This is a genomic window from Marinifilum sp. D737, assembly GCF_026672275.1.
GTDB lineage: Bacteria > Bacteroidota > Bacteroidia > Bacteroidales > Marinifilaceae > Marinifilum.
Genome location: NZ_JANQCD010000002.1, coordinates 38,409 through 55,609, shown reverse-complemented (window position 1 = coordinate 55,609; position 17,201 = coordinate 38,409). Strand labels below are relative to the sequence as shown.

Here is a 17,201-nt window from a genome sequence, read left to right as displayed (position 1 = left end):
ATTGAATCCAAATCAACAAGTAAGTATTGAATTGTGAGGATTTAATTCTCAACTCATTCCCGATAACTGTCGGGATCATAATTCAGAATTCCATGAGATATTATATTATAGCAGGAGAAGCATCCGGTGATCTTCATGCTTCGAACTTGATGAAAGAAATAAAAAATGAGGATTCGGCAACCGAATTTCGATTCTGGGGTGGCGACCTTATGCAAGCACAAGGCGGTGAATTGGTAAAGCATTATCGAGAAACTGCTTTTATGGGATTCTTAACTGTGCTAAAGAATTTGGGAAAGATTCGAGCGAACTTTTCATTGTGCGAGAAGGATCTTTTGGAGTACAAACCCGATGTTTTGATTCTTGTGGATTATCCTGGATTCAATTTGCGAATGGCAAAGTTTGCAAAGGAAAATGGAATTCGAGTTCATTATTATATTTCACCTAAAATTTGGGCTTGGAAAGAGGGAAGAGTAAAGAAGATTAAAGCACATGTTGATCGCATGTTCACCATTTTTCCTTTCGAAACGGAATTCTACAAAAAGCACAATTATGAGGTGAGTTTTGGTGGAAACCCTTTGTTGGATGCCATTGAAAATCGTCCAAATAAAGATGAATCATTTGAAGATTTCACGGCTAAAAACAATCTTTCAAATAAACCAATTGTAGCCTTATTGGCAGGAAGCAGAAAGCAGGAAATAGAAAGAATACTTCCTGTAATGTTAGATGTTGTTGGTGATTTTCCGGATCATCAGTTCGTTGTGGCTGCAGCTCCTTCAATTACAAAGGAATTTTACTCACAAGTAGTGGGCGATAGAGATGTGAAATTTGTTTACGGACAAACCTACGATTTATTGCAGCAGTCGAAAGCGGCATTGGTAACTTCGGGAACTGCTACTTTGGAAACAGCTCTCTTGAGAATCCCTCAGGTTGTTTGCTATATCACAGGTGGTGGCAAAATTCTTTTTGCAATTGGCAAGCGATTGCTAAAGGTAAAATACATTTCCTTGGTTAATTTGGTGATGGATCAATTGATTGTGAAAGAATTGATCCAACATTATTGTAATAAAAAGAGTATTGCAAGCGAATTAAAGAACATTTTAGAGGAAGGAAACTACCGCTCCGAAATGCTTACGAATTATCAAAAGCTAAATGAAAAATTGGGAGGAGCAGGTGCTTCGGCTCGATTTGCCAAGATGATTGTTGAGGATTTAAAAGCCCAATAGCATTACTGTGATAATACTTGGCCGGAAGCTTTTTGGTTATTGACTTGAACTCTGTAAACAGTAATGTGAGGACTTCCTTTATAATATACATTACCTGAATTGTAGAATGTTACATTCAGACTATCATTTACCCAAATGTGAGCATTGCCAAGTCCGTTGTGACCAATTCTCATTTTATCAGTTTCCAATTTATTAGCGAGTATGTTGTTACTGCTATTTAGTGTAAAATGTGCGTTGTTGCATATGCCTTTAAATGTATGTTTTCCGGAACTTGATCCTCTACTGTCAAAGTTAAAAGTTTCAAAATTCAAGTTTAAATTCATTTCTACAATGTCAGCTTCTTCTGTCAGGTATATTGCTAGTTTATCACCTGAAAGTGTTCCCTTGCTATGAAGATTGCATGATGTATGAAATTTGATTTCATTTAGTTTTGAACAATGAATTTCAAGTATTGGAATTTCTAAATTGTGCAGCCAATTGCTATAACTATGCCTTAAAATAAGTGTGTTTTCCTGATCAGTAAATGAAAATTTATCAAGAATGTTTTCACCTCCTTTAAAATAAATGGAATGACTATTGTCCTGAATGATGGTAACAGAGAAAATGCCCTCAAGAACTATTGTATTAAATGTTTTGGTTTCGAATAGTACATCAGTTTCTGTTCCACTGTCTTCAAAAGGATTGATAAATGAACAGGATGAAACAAGTAAGTAGAATAAAAAGAGTAAGTAATGGCTGATTTTCATGATTTTTTGGTTTTATTAAAATAATATCCAATACCAAATTCTATATAATCCGATTGATCTAAATATGCTTTCAATCCAATATTAATTAGCAGATGTTTATCGATTTTATACCTAAAAGCAAGTCGATTATAAAGAGAAGAGGAAGCTGGTTTAGATTGGTAATATGTGTAAACTCCCAATTGAGCTGAAAATGTCAGTCGGTTAAATACGAAATCATGTCCAATAAATACTCCTTGGTAAATCCTATTTTCAAAATCAGTTTCAGGAGAAAGATTCCAATCTCCACGATTAATGGATTCATCATAGAATATATCAATCCCAAAGCCTAAACGCTGCATTGAATTAATACTCCATAAGTATCCTGATGAAAGATTGCTTACATAATAGGTGTGAGGATCGTTAGCACTTTTTTCCTTAAAAGCATGGTTTGAAATCAAGAAGAATTCATTGTTTAATTTGGGAAATAAAACATCAACCTTTCTGATTTTTTTTCTTTTTCCCCAATCTATTGAAATACCTATGTTACTTGTGATATAGTTGAAGCCACTATTAGGTTGTTTGGTTGAACCATTTGAAATATGGCTAAAGTAGATGCCTCCAATTAGATTAAAAGGATCTAGTTTATATTTTAGTTGGAAATTTAAATTCACATGAACATTGTATTTTGATCCAATTAGTTTATTTGAATAATTTTCTACAGGATGAAATGATTTGGAAACTATACCCATTCCTGTACCTATGCTTGTAAATAGGTTTAGGTTTCTCCAGTTGCTCAAGCGAAAAGTAATGTATGGGTAGATTGAATTTATTTCACCAAGTACTTCATCATTTCCCAGAGGACCTTGATAATAGGCTATGCCTATCTCACTTACTGAGTATTGATTGATCCAACTTTTATTTGGATTGGGATGAATTCCAATTCTAAATTCTTTGGCGCTGAGCTTGTCTTGTATGAGGTAGTTGAGTTCCGGAGTTTTAGGAACACTTAACCCATGATGACATATAAAGCTTGTACTTAAAGTTCTTTGTTCAAGAATTTTCTGAGTAAAGCCACAATTCCAATAATAGATTAGTGTAACCAGCAGAATCCACCTCATACCGTCCATTTATTAAATATTCCAAGCGGGTTGAAATATTACTCATTACATTACATGTGAAATGTTAATCCTGAAATTTGAGAGATTACTTTGGAAATCTTCTCATGGATTAATCATGGGACGGGTTAGTAGCACTATTTAAATTACTTCAAAATAGTGAAACAACAAAATATTATTTTTCTTGTAATACTTCTCCGGTTGGATTCTGATTGTTTACCTGAACTCTTTTTACGGAAATTTCAGGAGTTCCTTTGTAGTATATGTTACCACTAGAGTATATGGTTACACTGAGTTTATCTTTTGCCCAAACATGAGCATCTCCAATACCATTTTGAGCCAGACTTATGTTGTCACTCTGTAAATCTCCTGCTTTAATATTAATTACGCCATTAAGAGTATAGTGAGTGTCGCGACAAATTCCTGAAAAAATATACCCCCCAGTTGCTGAGCCCAATGAGTGAAATTTCATGCTGTCATATTCTAAATTCAAATTCATTTCAACTAGTTGTGATTCCGAATATACAATAATGTCGAGGTGATTTCCACTAAGTTTATTTATACTTGAAATGTTTGCCGGAGCTGAACAAGTGATTTTAGTTACTTCTTTTAAATGAATTTCTGCAGTAATTAAATCAAAATTACGAGCATTATTGTTGTATGAATGGTCTATTGTCAATTGTTGATCTGCAACACTAACATTTGTTTTTGAAACCAGGTTTTCTCCGCCTTTCAGTAAAATAAATTCTTCATCATCCTGAATGATTTGAATCTGAAATGTATTTAAGTTTTTAATTGCACTTACTCCGTTTATATCTACTCTCTTTTCAATATATTCTCCTTCTCTTTCGAAAGGATTAAAAGAACTGCATGATGAAAGGCAGAATGTTATTAAAATAACTAGTAGTCTATGGTTTCTCATTATTATTTGTTTTTAATTTATAACCAATTCCCCATTCAATATAATCGGCCTTTCCCAAGTGAGCTTTTAAACCTAAGCTGGCTAAAAAATGTTTATTTATCTCATATTTTAAACCAATTCTGGTATATACAGGTTTTTCTGGTTTTGTTTCGAAAAATGTATAAGCTCCTACATTTGCAATAATGCTAAATTTTTGTACAACTAGTTCATGAGATATAAAAATAGCCTGGCTAAAACGATCTTTAAATTTGGTTTGAGGATCAAAATCCCATTTTCCTCTGTTTGCTGATTTATCGTAGAAGAGATCGATTCCTAATCCAATTTTCTGTTTGGCATTTATGCCTTTTAAATATCCCAGGCTTAAACCTGTTTTGTAATATTTATGATCATCTTTTTCTGCTGTTTGCTTTATGCCATTGTTCCAAATGATTACAATTTCATCATTTAATTTTGGATGGATTAAATTTGAATGCCTCCTAATAGGACTGTGAAAATCATTAAAATGATATTGAATACCAATACTTGCAGTCGCCATATTAAGTCCTTTGTTGGGTACTTTTATGGAACCATTGGAAAGGTGTTGAAAACCTACTCCTGCATTGGCAGACCACTTATTTGTGAAATGATATGAACCATTCAATAGAATTTTGAAGAAAGCATTGAATTCTGATCCTATTGCTACATTTGTATAATTTTCTGTAGGGTGAAAGTGTTTTTTTGTATGTGCAATTCCAAAACCTGTTTGAAAACGTAAACTCCCTTTCTGGTAGTCTTTCAGATTAAAATTGATATATGGAAATATTGCATTCGTATTTCCCAATACTTTATCATTTCCCAAACTTCCATGATAAAATCCCAAACCTATTTCTGGTTGATTGTACAATCTGGACCATGATCGATTTCTTGATGGAAGAAAACCAAAATTCAGCTCAATGGCACTAACTTGATCATTAACCAAATAACGGATTGATTTATGATGAGGTAAAACCACGCCATAATGATATCTTATACTTGTTATTAATATATCATTATTATCATTTTCTTGTGCAGCACCGCACTTGAAAATTAATAAAGAGAGTAAAAGCAGCAGGCAATTTTTCATGTTCAAATTTATGTAAATTAAATGAATTGAAAAACAAATTTTTTCTACTAAAATAATTTTGCAAATTTGTGGTAGTATAGTAAAACAACACACATTTTATGCTAGCACTTCTAATAAAGGAGTTCCGAACCTTTTTCAGTTCTCTTACAGGTTACCTGATATTATCAGTTTATTTGGTTGCAACAGGATTATTTGTATGGGTATTTCCCGGATCAACAAACCCATTGGATACAGGATATGCAAACCTTGATGTTCTGTTCGGGATGTCTCCATGGATTTATCTGTTTTTGATTCCTGCGGTTTGTATGCGACTGTTTGCAGATGAGAAAAAACAAGGTACCATAGAACTGGTTTATACCAGACCTTTAAAGGAGATGGATATTGTAGTGGCAAAATACTTTGCTGCCCTTTTGGTTATTTCAGTTTCTCTTTTGTTCTGCCTTATTTATTATTTCTCGATTTATTATTTGGGAAATCCTGTTGGGAGCATTGACTCAGGTGCTTTCTGGGGATCGTTCATTGGTCTGTTTTTGCTGGCAGCTGTATACATTGCAATTGGTGTTTTTTCCAGTTCGGTTACCGATAATCAAATTGTAGCATTTCTACTTGCTTTAATTCTGTGCTTTTTATTTTATACCGGTTTCGATTATTTAGCCGATTTGATCATTTTTCAGAATATACAATCAGATATTTACAATTTAGGAATCCAGGAACATTATAAATCAATTTCTCGAGGAGTAGTGGATTCAAGAGACCTGGTTTATTTTACAAGTGTAATTGTGGCTTTTTTGTTGATTACAAAAACAGTTTTAAAGAGTAGAAAATGGTAAAAGAGAAAGCTATGATTAAAAACAGAAGGAAGCAGGATATTCTCAATTTATTGATTTCATTAATTGGATTAGGAGTTCTGGTTCTTATTCTTCAGGTTTATTTTTTTCGTATTGATTTTACAGCCGAGAAAAGATATACATTATCAGATAATACCAAACAACTGGTGAGTTCTCTTGATAAAGATTTATACTTTGAAATTTACCTTGCAGGAGATTTGCCACATGGATTTAAAAAGCTTCAGAAAGCAAGTATTGAAATGCTTGACGAATTGGAGGCTTATGCAAATGTGAATATCAACTATGCCTTAATTAACATCAGTGATATTCCCAATCCCAAGCAAAGGAACCAAATGTACGAACAGTTGGCTGCACGAGGATTAAAACCCACCAGTTTGCAGGAAAGAACTACCGATGGAAGCTTAAAGCAAAAGATTATTGTTCCTGGAATAATAGTTCATGATACGGAAAAGGAAACTTCGGTTCATTTGTTGAAAAATGTGACTGGTTTATCTGCCGAAGAAAATTTGAACCATTCCATTGAAACCATCGAATTTGAGCTAACAAAAGCCATTCGAATGTTGCAAAGTAAACAACCAAAAAATATTGCTTTCTTAACTGGGCAAGGAGAATTGAACGAATTTGAAGTTGCCGATTTTACAGCTTCTTTACTACAAAAATATGAGGTCGATAGAGTTTCAGCACAAAAACTGAATCATTCTAAAAAGAAATATTCAGCACTGGTAATTGCACAGCCACGAAATGAATTTTCCAGAGAGGCCAAATATCAGATTGATCAATACTTGATGAATGGAGGACGAATTCTGTGGCTTGTGGATGAAGTGTCGGCGAGTATGGATAGTCTGCAGGTAAAAGAAAGTACAGTAGCTTTTTATAAACCATTAAATATCGAAGACCAGTTATTTACTTATGGGGTTAGGATTAATCCTGATTTGGTGATGGATATTCAAGGACAACTGATTCCCGTTCAAACTGCTTTGCCCGGAGAAAAACCGAAATTTACGCCTGCTCCATGGTATTATTCGCCTTTGTTAAACGCACCGGATCATCATCCGATTACGCGAAAATTGAATGTGGTAAAAGCTGAATTTGCCAATTCCATTGATTGGGTAGGAGAGAATGCTAATGTGAAGAAAACAACTCTGCTTACAAGTTCTGATTATACGCGATTGGAAAAGGTGCCAAGTATTGTAAGTTTGGAGATTGTGAATCAGCAACCCAGGCCGGAAGATTTTGCAGTGAGTAGAAAGAAAATTGCGGTTTTGCTTGAAGGGAAATTTCAATCGGCATTTAAGAACAGAGCCTGGAAAGGAATCGATCGCAAATCATTTAAATCAGAAAGCTCTCCAAGTAAAATGATTGTGATTTCTGATGGAGATATCATTAAAAACAGGGTTCGTGGAGTTGGAAAAAACAGGCAGATTGAAGCTTTGGGATACGATAGATATTCAAGAAAAACATATGGAAATAGAAGTTTTCTTTTGAATTGTATTGATTATTTGTGCGATAACGAAGGTTGGATGGAATTAAGAGCACGTGAGGTAAAACTCAGAATGCTTGATAAAACCAAAATCAGATCGGAAAGATTATTTTGGCAAGTAGTGAATGTGGTTTTACCTTTGTTTTTACTTTTGATTTTTGGAGTGTTAAGATATTTTATGAGGAAACGAAAATTTGCAAGATCATAAATATGAGAGAGATATTTATGATTTCAAAATAACTTCGTATCTTAAATATTATTGGTAATATCCTCTTTTTAAATAAAATTCTGATTTTATTTAGTAAAGTGGCAAATCTTTTTTGTCTTTAGGATATCGTCAATCCTTAATAAATTTGTATATTCACCCCTTAATACTGTGCTAAAATAAGCTTCGGTTTTGAACTTGTTTAAGCGTTGAAATATAGAATTTTAGGTTAACTTTTAAATATTATGCAAATGAAATTTGTAGTATCAAGTACAGAATTGTTAAGTCACTTACAGGCCATAAGTAGAGTTATCAGTAGTAAAAACACTTTACCAATTTTGGATAACTTCCTTTTTGAGCTTAAAGATGGTGAATTGATAGCAACTGCATCTGATTTGGAATCTACTTTAATTACCACCATTCCTCTTGAAACTTCAGAAGGTGAAGGGGTGATTGCTTTTCCTGCTAAAATTTTGACTGATACTTTAAAAGAATTTCCGGAACAACCACTAACTTTCGATATCGACAGTACCTCTTTGGCTGTGAAAATTACATCAGAAAATGGAGTGTTTAGTATCGTTGGACAGAATGGTGAAGATTTTCCAAAGCTTCCTGAAAAAGAAGAAAGTAGTTTGGTAAATATTACCGTTGAGAGTGATGTTCTTTTAACAGGTGTAAACAAAACTTTATTCGCTACTGCTGACGATGAACTTCGTCCGGTTATGAATGGTATTTTTGTTGAGTTGGGTAATAATGACTTGACTTTTGTAGCATCAGATGCGCACAAGTTGGTTCGCTATAAACGTTTGGATGGAAGATCTGACGTGGAGTCGTCATTCATTTTACCTAAGAAACCAGCTTCTTTATTACGCAATATCTTGCCAAAAGAGGAAAATCCTGTAAAAGTGGAATTCGATGATAAGAATGCATTCTTTACACTATCGAATTACAAGTTGATTTGTCGTTTGGTTGAAGGAAATTATCCAAGTTACAATTCAGTAATTCCAAAGAACAATCCTAATGTTCTTACAATTGACAGAGTAGAGTTGTACAACACTTTAAAGCGTGTTTCTGTATTCTCGAATCCTGCAAGTAACTTGATTAAGTTCGAATTGAAAGCAAATGAATTGGTGGTTTCTGCTCAGGATATCGATTTCTCGATCTCGGCAAGAGAAAGATTGCTTTGTCAATACGAAGGACAAGAATTGGAAATCGGATTTAAATCAGTATTCTTATTGGAAATCCTTGCAAATATTTCATCATCGAATGTGATGGTTGAATTGTCTGATCCAACAAGGGCAGGTATTTTCTTACCATACGATAACGAAAATGCTGACGAAGATGTGTTGATGTTGTTAATGCCAATGATGATTAATGCATAAACAGTATTAATTCCAAATAATGATATTAAAAACCTAACAGAGAGTATATTTCTGTTAGGTTAAACCTGATTTCGAAGTAAAATTCTATCCACAGAAAGATATATTTGCAATAGATTCGCATTAAAAATTCTGAAATAATAGCGGGCTATTTTAAGGAATTTTTAATGTGAAGATGTTGTGAAGAGAGCTTTCCTTTATTAATTTGCCTGCTTTTGGTATAAATTGCCCCAAAATCGTTTGAGATATCCCGATATTTCTGCTCGATTTTGTGAAAATTTCTACACAAAACCAGATCAAACTGTGGACGAATTTTACATCGAGCTCAGGTTTTTATATCCTAAATAAAATAGAATAAATATATAGATGAATCTTAATTTAAAGAATCCAATTGCCTTTATCGATTTAGAAACGACAGGTATTAATGTTGCAAAAGATCGTATTGTTGAAATATGTATCGTAAAAGTTAATCCCAATGGCGATGAAGAGGTAAAAACTTATCGCGTTAATCCTGAAATGCATATTCCTGCTCATGCTTCGGCTGTTCACGGTATTAAAGATGAGGATGTTAAAGATGAGCCAACATTCAAGGAATTGGGTAAAACCATTGCTAAATGTTTGGAAGGTTGCGATTTGGCAGGCTACAATTCGAATCGTTTCGACTTCCCTTTATTGGCAGAGGAGTTTTTGCGTGCTGATATCGATTTTGATATGCGCAAAAGAAAGTTTGTTGATGTTCAAACCATATTCCACAAAATGGAGCAACGTACTTTAACAGCTGCTTACCGTTTTTATTGCAATAAGGAATTGGAAGGAGCTCATGGTGCTGAGGCTGATACCAAAGCAACTTACGAGGTTCTTAAATCGCAATTGGATAAATACGATTCATTGGAAAATGATATCGACTTTTTGGCGAAATTCTCATCGCAAAATAAAAATGCTGATTTTGCCGGTTTTATTATCATTGATGAGAAAGGAGTTGAAAGATTTAATTTTGGCAAGAACAAAGGAAAAACTGTGGAAGAAGTGTTGGAGCAACAGCCTGGTTATTATGGTTGGGTTATGAATAGCGATTTTCCTTTGTATACGAAGAAAATACTAACTGAAATTAAACTTCGTGGATTCAATAAATAATCCATTGTATAACTGATCAGATTTACTGCAATGAAAATATTAGCCATTGGAAGGAACTACGTAAATCACGCAAAGGAATTAAACAATCCGGTACCTAAGGAGCCAGTTGTATTCTCTATGCCTGATTCTGCATTGTTAAAAAATAATAATGATTTTTACTATCCCGATTTTTCCAAGGATATTCATCATGAGTTGGAAGTGGTGGTGAAAATTAATAGAGTAGGGAAGAATATTCCTATTGAATTTGCACATCGTTACTACGAGGAAATTGGTCTGGGAATCGATTTTACAGCTCGTGATATTCAGGCTGAATGTAAGAAAAAGGGATTGCCTTGGGAAAAGGCCAAAGCTTTTGATGGTGCAGCTCCAATTAGTAAGTTTATTCCTAAAAACAAGTTTAAATCGGTTGATAATTTGAATTTTAATTTGGATATCAATGGAGAGAGAGTTCAGGCTGGAAATACAGCAAATATGATTTTCTCAATTGATTACCTGATTTCATATTTATCACAGTTTTTTACCTTAAAAATTGGTGATATGATTTACACAGGAACACCAGAGGGAGTTGGTCCTGTAAAAATTGGAGATCATTTAGTTGCAGATTTGGAAGGTGAAAAATTATTGGATTTTCATGTGAAATAAGGCACAATACAGTATAATTTCTGTATTTAAGATACTTCTAACGACCATTAGCTTATGTTGATGGTCGTTTTTTTGTAAGGAGTTGAAAAGTAGATTGTTTGTTGAATTGATAGGTTTTCATTATGATGTAAAATGGTAAAGTTTAACAAATTATAAGTCGTTACAATACAGTGAAAACCTTTTAAATCGTTCAAACATGATTATATTTGTAGCGATTTACAACTAAAATACTTTTATGGAGTATCAACATTGGGGCAAGTTAATTCGTGACAGAATTGAAAAATTCGGCGATCGAATTGCAATGCGCTATAAAGATGAAGAGAGCAATAAGTGGATAGGTGTAAGCTGGAATGAATTTGGTTTGCAAATTCGACAAGTATCAAAAGCTCTTATGAAATTGGGTGTTAAGGAGAAGCAATCTGTTGCCATTTTCTCTCAAAACATGCCTGAATGGATTACCGCAGACTTGGCTATTATGAGTGTTCGCGGCATTTCTGTTCCAATATATCCTACAAACTCTACAAGCGAAGCAAAATACATCGTTCAAGATTCTGAAGTTCAGGTTATTTTTGTTGGCGAGCAAGAACAGTACGATCGTACAATGGAATTGATTAAAGAGGTTCCTCACGTGAAAATGGTTGTTGTTTTCGACAAAAAAACAAAACTTACGGATCATGACAGATCCATGTATTGGGATGAGTTTATCATCATGGGGAAAAACTCTGGCTTAGGAAAAGCATTTGATGAACGTTTTTACAGTGGACAATTCGATGATTTGGCTACCTTGATTTACACATCAGGAACTACTGGTGAGCCTAAGGGAGTAATGATCGACCACAAGAACATCTCGAGTGTATTGGTTTCTCACGATAAGGAGTTGAATGTATCAGAGAACGACATTTCTCTTAGTTTCTTACCATTAAGTCATGTTTACGAACGTGGATGGTGTTTCTTTTGTTTCCATCGAGGAATAGAGGTATACTTCAATCGTGATCCAAAACAAATTGCTGAGGTTATGAAAGAGGTAAGACCAACATTAATGTGTACGGTTCCTCGTTTGTATGAAAAGATCTACTCTGGCATAAAGGATAAAACCGCAGAAGCTTCGCCAACCAAACGAGCACTGTTAAACTGGTCGGTAAAAGTTGGCGAAAAATACTACAATCAATATCAGATGTTTGAGCAGAAAGTTCCATTGGGATTGAAGCTTAAGCATAGAATAGCTGATAAATTGGTTCTGAGTAAACTTCGTGGAATTATGGGAGGTAGAATCAACTTTACACCTTGTGGTGGAGCACCTGTTTCCAGGGAAATATTGGAGTTTTTCCATTCTTTGGGGATCAATGTGAAAGTTGGTTATGGATTGACCGAAACCATGGCTACCGTTAGTTTGTATGGCGATAAGAATATCGATTTTGGGACTGCTGGTAATACCATTATTGGAACTGAAATTAAAATCGGTGAAAATGACGAGATCATGGTGAAAGGCCCGGGTGTAATGCGCGGTTATTACAAAAAACCTGAAGCTACAGCCGAAGTAATGAAAGATGGCTGGTTCTGTACTGGCGATGCTGGTAGAATAGATGAAAATGGTCGTCTGGTGATTACGGATCGAATTAAGGATCTGATGAAGACTTCTGGTGGAAAATATGTTGCTCCACAAAAGATTGAAACTACATTGGTTAACGATCAGTTTATTGAGCAAATTGCTGTGATTGGGGATTGTAGAAACTATGTGACTGCATTAGCTGTTCCTGCGTTTGGTCCTTTACAGGCATATGCAATTCAGCAAAATATTGTTTTCGATTCAATTGAAGAGTTGTTAGCAAATTCTCAGATTATTGAGTTTTTTGAAAAACGATTCGAAGAGTTACAGAAAGAACTTTCGAGATTTGAGAAGGTGAAGAAATTTACGCTATTGCCTAAAGAATTTACTATTGAAGCGGGAGAGATTACTTCTACTCTTAAATTGAAAAGGAAAGTAATTCAGGAAAAATACAAACATCTTATCGAAAAGATGTACAAAGAATAGACTTACCAGTGAATTGTATATAAAAACCCGAAGGATTTCCTTCGGGTTTTGTTTTATTTTTGAACAATCATGCCAATCCATGGACTACCATCTTCATAAGGCTTTCCTCTTAGGTTAGCCCAGTAATCCTTCACTGTAAAACCATGCTCTTCGGCCATGGTAATGGCTCGCTTTACCGAAAAATAATGTTTCCAAATGTGATGAGTTCTCATTTCACCATCTCTGAAAATTAGGGTGTATTTGTCAAGACGAACTTTTTCTTTTTTGTATTTGTAGTGCGATTGCAAAAGCAAATGCTCTTTTTCGCTCCAAAATCCGTCTTCTTCGCTAATGTACCAAGATTGATCTGGTTCTCTTGTTTCAAAATAATATTTGGTAAATACATCGAATACTAGGAAGCCACCCGGTTTAAGCGCTTTGTAAACTTTTTTCAAAAGCTTGTCGCGATCTTGGTGTGATAACACACACAAATCTCCATAGATAAGGCTTACTACATCGAATTCATTCTCATAATCGATCTCAAGATAATCCGTACACAAGTATTTAATCGGATAGCCAAATTCTGCTGCCTGCTCTTTTGCGTAATTGATAGAGTTTTCAGAAAAGTCGATTCCTGTTACATCGAATCCTTGTCCAAAGAAATTTTCGCTATACAAACCAGGTCCGCAACCAAGATCAAGATATTTGCTATCCTCAGGCAATTTCATGTAAGCACAAAGCCAGTTAACTGCCTGAATAATATTGTCGTATTTTCTCGATCCTTGATCAGAATCATCGTCAAGATGAGCATAAAGAAGATGTTCTGATATGTATGGATCTTGCCAAAAGTTCCCATCATCTTTGGCAAATAGCTTAGGTTTCTTTGTAATCTTTTCCAGATCATTAAAATTAAGAAGACCTTCTGCGCTTAATAGCTTCATAAAACAAATAGTTTGTAAAAGGAATCAGTCATGAAAACTGATGCTTATAGAATTTGTTGCAATTTTACTCTTTTTATTCCTGGAATACTACCCAATTCAGAGGTTAGTTCATTTAGTTTGACTCTTTCCGAAATTTGAACGGTTAGGTAGTAGCTAATTTTATTCTCGTCGTAATACTGCTCCACATCAATGGTTCGAATGGCAACCTGATGATTTTTTAAAATATCTTTAAAATCATCTGGCGATACTTCTTTGTTTTTAACATGGATGTGAAGGCGTTTAATAAATTTTCCTGGGAACAATTTCTTTTCAATTACATCCATTGCAATTAATGAAATCAGTAAAATAGCGGTTCCAATAATTGCTCCCATATACATTCCGGCACCGATTGTTAAACCAAGTGCAGCGATTACCCAAATTGAGGCAGCTGTAGTTAAGCCTTTTACATTTACACCAAATTTCATAATGGCTCCTGCACCTAAAAAACCGATTCCCGATACTACCTGGGCGGCTATTCTACCTGGATCACCATTTTGAAAATTTTGAAATGTTTGTGGAATATAAATCGACAATAACATGATTAAGCTAGCACCCATGCATATTAATATATGCGTGCGCAATCCTGCTGGCTGTCTGTGAGCTTCACGTTCTAATCCAATTATTGCTCCAATAAAAAAACTAAATAACAATCTCCAAAAAATGGTTTCAGTTGTTATTTCGGTAGTTGATATGAGTTGATTGATATAATCCATTTATTGATTTTAGTGTTTGCGCTTGATCATTACATCGTATTTGTCGAGATACTTAAAACCGAGCTTTTGATAAAGCTTTATCGCATACTTGTTCTCCTCATGTACCTCAAGTTTAATTTGCATATTCGTTTTCTTGGCGAATTGTAATGCTTTTTCGCTCAATAATCTTCCGTATCCTTTTTGCTGATAGTTTGGATGTACACCCAAGTGATGCAGGTACAATCTTCTTGAATCATTGGTAAGCCAAATGGTTCCGATGCACTCGTCACTGGTTAAATCTTCAAGAATCCAAAATTTACCTCCAAACTGCAGACTCTTTTCTATGGTAAGAGCTGAATCAGCACGTTTTTCGTCAGCTAAACCAGTCAATTCCCATAAACCGAGGACAGCTGCAAAATCATGAGTCTCATATTCCCGAATCTTGATTTTACTCATCACCTTCTTTCTTAATTACATATACCTGACCTGTTTCGAATCGAATCACTTCTACTTCGGTTTCTTTATCGATAAAACCATCTTCCGATTTGGCATCATATATCTGGTTGTCAATAATTACTTTTCCAGATGGACGTAACACACTCATGGCTACACCCATTTTTCCAACCATGGTTTTTGCACTCATATCAACACCTACATAACCTTCTTCCGTATTTTCAACTGTACTTAAAGCCAAATGTCCAAGGAAGGAGTTAGAGGAAAATAATTTCTTACTCAGGTATATAGATCCCACAATGGCTACCAGCATCGAAAAAATCACCAAAAGTAGGGAAGCTACAATGGTTTTGATATGTCGAGGTTCAAATTCGAATGCTACATTATCGACCAAACTTAAAGTCAAGCCTGTAATGATGAATATGATCCCTGAAACGCCTGCAACCCCAAAACCAGGAATCACAAATATCTCCACGGCGAGCAGAACCACTCCGGCGCCAAAAAGAATAATCTCCCAGTTTTCAGCCATTCCTTCCAAATAGAGAGGAGAGAAGTACAATACTGCTGCAATTGCAGAAGCTAGAATCGGGAAACCAATGCCCGGAGTTTGCAATTCGAAATAAATTCCTCCTATGATGATCATGATTAGAATTCCTTGAAGAACAGGATTTATCATGAAATCGACCACTTTTTCGATTCCAGAAGGTTCGTAGGATTTTATGGTATACTCTTTTACACCCGCTTTCTCTAATACTTCAGAAACACTGTTGGCAATTCCTTCGCAATATCCATTTTTAATGGCTTCATCCGGAGTAAAGGTCAACACTTTTCCTGTATCAATTACATTTTCGATATAGGTTCTGGGATCAACCATTGCTTCAGCAATTAAAGGGTCGCGCTTCCATCTGTAAATGGTGTCACCAGCTTGAATAATGGTGTCTTTTCCATGTGACTCGGCAGTAGCACGCATGGTTGATCTCATGTATGATTGATATTTATCAGGCATTGCCTCTCCAGTCTGGTTTACAACCGTTGCAGCACCAATATTGGCGCCAGTTCTCATGTAAATGCTATCGCAGGCAATGGAAATTAATGCTCCCGCCGAAGCTGCATTATTGTCGATAAATACATAAACAGGTTTTTCACTATTTAATATTGCAGTACGAATTGAATCTGCATGAATTACCATGCCTCCGTAGGTGTTCATGTGAATTAAAATCAAATCGGCATTTAATTCATCAGCTTCCTGAAATGCATCTTTGGTTTGACGCCAGGCTGCTGGGCCAATTTCTCTTTTGATATCAAATTTGTAAACCAATTTATCCGTTGATTCAGCTATGGAATCAGAAGCACTTTTAGCCTGAGAGGACAGACCTATAAGCAATGCTAACAGAGAGAGAATAATATTTCTGAAAAGATTCATATGAGTACTTTTAGTTGTTTATTGTATATAAGATAACAATTAAGTTGCAATAATTCTTTTGTGGCTGAGAAGATTTAATGTTTTTCTTTTTCCCAAATCTCATTAACAGCCAAAGTTCCAGCAACAACAGAAATTATTGCGGCAAAACTAGAGATGGATACACCACAGAATGGAACAATAAGACATAAAGAAAATACAAATCCATTGGCAATTACAATTCCCTTGTTTTCTCTCATAAACTGCACACTTTCCTTAATGCTAAGCCTTTTTCTTTCAATGGCATAATCTAAAAAGGAAAATCCATAAAAGTAAGCCGAAATGAAGAATAACATTATGGCTGACGCCCAACCAATGATTGGAATAAAGCTTAGAAAAAACATTAATACAGTCAATAGCAACTCGATGCAAAGGTTTCTGACGGCAATGAAAACACCGCGAATGATATCCCTAACCAATTGCCTGAATTCAAAAGGATAATCGTTACCAGTTTTAATTTTCTCGGTTCGTTCCGATAGGTAAGAAAATACTGGCGACATGATGATAATGATGATATACCCTCCGAAGTATGCAAAAATTAAGAAAAAGAGAACCTTGAATACAATCCAGATAAATCCTCCAATTGTAGCCTTTAAAAATCCTGAACCCCAAAAATCAGCATTTTCAAGATCCAGCCAATTTTGTAAGTAGGTTTGAGTTTGATCCGATAATGAACTAATAAAATCCCATCCAACCCAGAATAGAAGAATGTTGAGTAATAATGGAAAAATAAAGAACCAAGCCAGTCTTTTTCTAAATATGTAGTTTAGGGCTTCCGAATAAGTACGTAAACCAAATCCAAAATCTTTAATTAGTTTCATGTTTTTATAG

16 protein-coding genes and 1 pseudogene are annotated in these 17,201 nt (G+C 34.9%); 7 read left to right on the top strand and 10 right to left on the bottom strand.

The window, feature by feature from the left end:
* Positions 1–92 precede the first annotated feature (92 nt).
* A complete protein-coding gene (gene lpxB / locus NQ163_RS02480) occupies positions 93–1,223 on the top strand; it encodes a lipid-A-disaccharide synthase (RefSeq protein ID WP_268188721.1) in 1,131 nt (376 codons plus the stop codon).
* A gap of 2 nt (positions 1,224–1,225) precedes the next feature.
* Here the strand turns inward: lpxB and NQ163_RS02475 are convergent, their stop codons facing one another.
* The 4 genes from NQ163_RS02475 to NQ163_RS02460 form a co-directional block, all read right to left on the bottom strand.
* Positions 1,226–1,969, bottom strand: coding sequence for a GIN domain-containing protein (locus NQ163_RS02475; protein WP_268188720.1), 744 nt, complete (start codon positions 1,967–1,969; stop codon positions 1,226–1,228).
* Positions 1,966–3,066, bottom strand: a complete 1,101-nt coding sequence (locus tag NQ163_RS02470) for an acyloxyacyl hydrolase (protein ID WP_268188719.1) — start codon at positions 3,064–3,066, stop codon at positions 1,966–1,968. Before NQ163_RS02470 ends, NQ163_RS02475 begins: the two co-directional genes overlap by 4 nt.
* Before the next feature lie 172 nt (positions 3,067–3,238).
* The gene (locus NQ163_RS02465; RefSeq protein WP_268188718.1) at positions 3,239–3,985 is read right to left on the bottom strand and encodes a GIN domain-containing protein; all 747 of its coding nucleotides are present in this window, start codon (positions 3,983–3,985) and stop codon (positions 3,239–3,241) included.
* On the bottom strand, positions 3,972–5,087 hold the full coding sequence (locus NQ163_RS02460; RefSeq protein ID WP_268188717.1) for an acyloxyacyl hydrolase: 1,116 nt from the start codon (positions 5,085–5,087) through the stop codon (positions 3,972–3,974). The genes NQ163_RS02465 and NQ163_RS02460 overlap by 14 nt, the downstream gene beginning before the upstream one ends.
* Positions 5,088–5,185: 98 nt before the next feature.
* Between NQ163_RS02460 and gldF the strand changes: the two genes are divergently transcribed.
* The 6 genes from gldF to NQ163_RS02430 all read left to right on the top strand — a co-directional run bounded on the left by gldF (position 5,186) and on the right by NQ163_RS02430 (position 12,807).
* Positions 5,186–5,917 (top strand): gliding motility-associated ABC transporter permease subunit GldF, encoded by a 732-nt coding sequence (gldF, locus tag NQ163_RS02455; RefSeq protein WP_268188716.1) that lies wholly within the window; start codon positions 5,186–5,188, stop codon positions 5,915–5,917.
* Complete coding sequence (gene gldG, locus NQ163_RS02450) at positions 5,911–7,623, top strand: gliding motility-associated ABC transporter substrate-binding protein GldG (protein WP_268188715.1); 1,713 nt, start codon at positions 5,911–5,913, stop codon at positions 7,621–7,623. Before gldF ends, gldG begins: the two co-directional genes overlap by 7 nt.
* Positions 7,624–7,871: 248 nt before the next feature.
* On the top strand, positions 7,872–9,002 hold the full coding sequence (dnaN, locus tag NQ163_RS02445; protein ID WP_268188714.1) for a DNA polymerase III subunit beta: 1,131 nt from the start codon (positions 7,872–7,874) through the stop codon (positions 9,000–9,002).
* Positions 9,003–9,365: 363 nt separating this feature from the next.
* Positions 9,366–10,133: a 3'-5' exonuclease gene (locus NQ163_RS02440; protein WP_268188713.1), complete on the top strand. Its 768-nt coding sequence runs from the start codon at positions 9,366–9,368 to the stop codon at positions 10,131–10,133.
* 30 nt (positions 10,134–10,163) lie between these two features.
* Entirely contained in the window at positions 10,164–10,775 is a 612-nt protein-coding gene (locus NQ163_RS02435; protein WP_268188712.1) for a fumarylacetoacetate hydrolase family protein, read from the top strand.
* A gap of 235 nt (positions 10,776–11,010) precedes the next feature.
* A complete protein-coding gene (locus NQ163_RS02430; RefSeq protein ID WP_268188711.1) occupies positions 11,011–12,807 on the top strand; it encodes an AMP-dependent synthetase/ligase in 1,797 nt (598 codons plus the stop codon).
* Positions 12,808–12,860: 53 nt separating this feature from the next.
* Here NQ163_RS02430 and NQ163_RS02425 read toward each other — a convergent pair whose 3' ends face one another.
* The 6 genes and pseudogenes from NQ163_RS02425 to NQ163_RS02405 all read right to left on the bottom strand — a co-directional run bounded on the left by NQ163_RS02425 (position 12,861) and on the right by NQ163_RS02405 (position 17,191).
* A complete protein-coding gene (locus tag NQ163_RS02425; protein ID WP_268188710.1) occupies positions 12,861–13,727 on the bottom strand; it encodes a class I SAM-dependent methyltransferase in 867 nt (288 codons plus the stop codon).
* Between the two features lie 44 nt (positions 13,728–13,771).
* Positions 13,772–14,479: an MgtC/SapB family protein gene (locus tag NQ163_RS02420; RefSeq protein ID WP_268188709.1), complete on the bottom strand. Its 708-nt coding sequence runs from the start codon at positions 14,477–14,479 to the stop codon at positions 13,772–13,774.
* Between the two features lie 9 nt (positions 14,480–14,488).
* Positions 14,489–14,914: a GNAT family N-acetyltransferase gene (locus NQ163_RS02415; RefSeq protein ID WP_268188708.1), complete on the bottom strand. Its 426-nt coding sequence runs from the start codon at positions 14,912–14,914 to the stop codon at positions 14,489–14,491.
* Positions 14,907–15,587 (bottom strand): NfeD family protein, encoded by a 681-nt coding sequence (locus NQ163_RS20795; protein WP_442786017.1) that lies wholly within the window; start codon positions 15,585–15,587, stop codon positions 14,907–14,909. Before NQ163_RS20795 ends, NQ163_RS02415 begins: the two co-directional genes overlap by 8 nt.
* Positions 15,588–15,638: 51 nt before the next feature.
* Positions 15,639–16,334: pseudogene (locus tag NQ163_RS20790) on the bottom strand (NfeD family protein); the annotation flags it as partial.
* A 74-nt stretch (positions 16,335–16,408) separates the two neighbouring features.
* Positions 16,409–17,191, bottom strand: coding sequence for an EI24 domain-containing protein (locus NQ163_RS02405; RefSeq protein ID WP_268188706.1), 783 nt, complete (start codon positions 17,189–17,191; stop codon positions 16,409–16,411).
* Positions 17,192–17,201: the final 10 nt, after the last annotated feature.

What these genes read in the sequence shown, in the direction of transcription:
- lpxB (WP_268188721.1), top strand. Translation starts at nt 93, where the DNA reads ATGAGATATTATATTATAGCAGGAGAAGCATCCGGTGATCTTCATGCT.
- NQ163_RS02475 (WP_268188720.1), bottom strand. Translation starts at nt 1,969, where the DNA reads ATGAAAATCAGCCATTACTTACTCTTTTTATTCTACTTACTTGTTTCA.
- NQ163_RS02470 (WP_268188719.1), bottom strand. Translation starts at nt 3,066, where the DNA reads ATGAGGTGGATTCTGCTGGTTACACTAATCTATTATTGGAATTGTGGC.
- NQ163_RS02465 (WP_268188718.1), bottom strand. Translation starts at nt 3,985, where the DNA reads ATGAGAAACCATAGACTACTAGTTATTTTAATAACATTCTGCCTTTCA.
- NQ163_RS02460 (WP_268188717.1), bottom strand. Translation starts at nt 5,087, where the DNA reads ATGAAAAATTGCCTGCTGCTTTTACTCTCTTTATTAATTTTCAAGTGC.
- gldF (WP_268188716.1), top strand. Translation starts at nt 5,186, where the DNA reads ATGCTAGCACTTCTAATAAAGGAGTTCCGAACCTTTTTCAGTTCTCTT.
- gldG (WP_268188715.1), top strand. Translation starts at nt 5,911, where the DNA reads ATGGTAAAAGAGAAAGCTATGATTAAAAACAGAAGGAAGCAGGATATT.
- dnaN (WP_268188714.1), top strand. Translation starts at nt 7,872, where the DNA reads ATGAAATTTGTAGTATCAAGTACAGAATTGTTAAGTCACTTACAGGCC.
- NQ163_RS02440 (WP_268188713.1), top strand. Translation starts at nt 9,366, where the DNA reads ATGAATCTTAATTTAAAGAATCCAATTGCCTTTATCGATTTAGAAACG.
- NQ163_RS02435 (WP_268188712.1), top strand. Translation starts at nt 10,164, where the DNA reads ATGAAAATATTAGCCATTGGAAGGAACTACGTAAATCACGCAAAGGAA.
- NQ163_RS02430 (WP_268188711.1), top strand. Translation starts at nt 11,011, where the DNA reads ATGGAGTATCAACATTGGGGCAAGTTAATTCGTGACAGAATTGAAAAA.
- NQ163_RS02425 (WP_268188710.1), bottom strand. Translation starts at nt 13,727, where the DNA reads ATGAAGCTATTAAGCGCAGAAGGTCTTCTTAATTTTAATGATCTGGAA.
- NQ163_RS02420 (WP_268188709.1), bottom strand. Translation starts at nt 14,479, where the DNA reads ATGGATTATATCAATCAACTCATATCAACTACCGAAATAACAACTGAA.
- NQ163_RS02415 (WP_268188708.1), bottom strand. Translation starts at nt 14,914, where the DNA reads ATGAGTAAAATCAAGATTCGGGAATATGAGACTCATGATTTTGCAGCT.
- NQ163_RS20795 (WP_442786017.1), bottom strand. Translation starts at nt 15,587, where the DNA reads ATGATAAATCCTGTTCTTCAAGGAATTCTAATCATGATCATCATAGGA.
- NQ163_RS02405 (WP_268188706.1), bottom strand. Translation starts at nt 17,191, where the DNA reads ATGAAACTAATTAAAGATTTTGGATTTGGTTTACGTACTTATTCGGAA.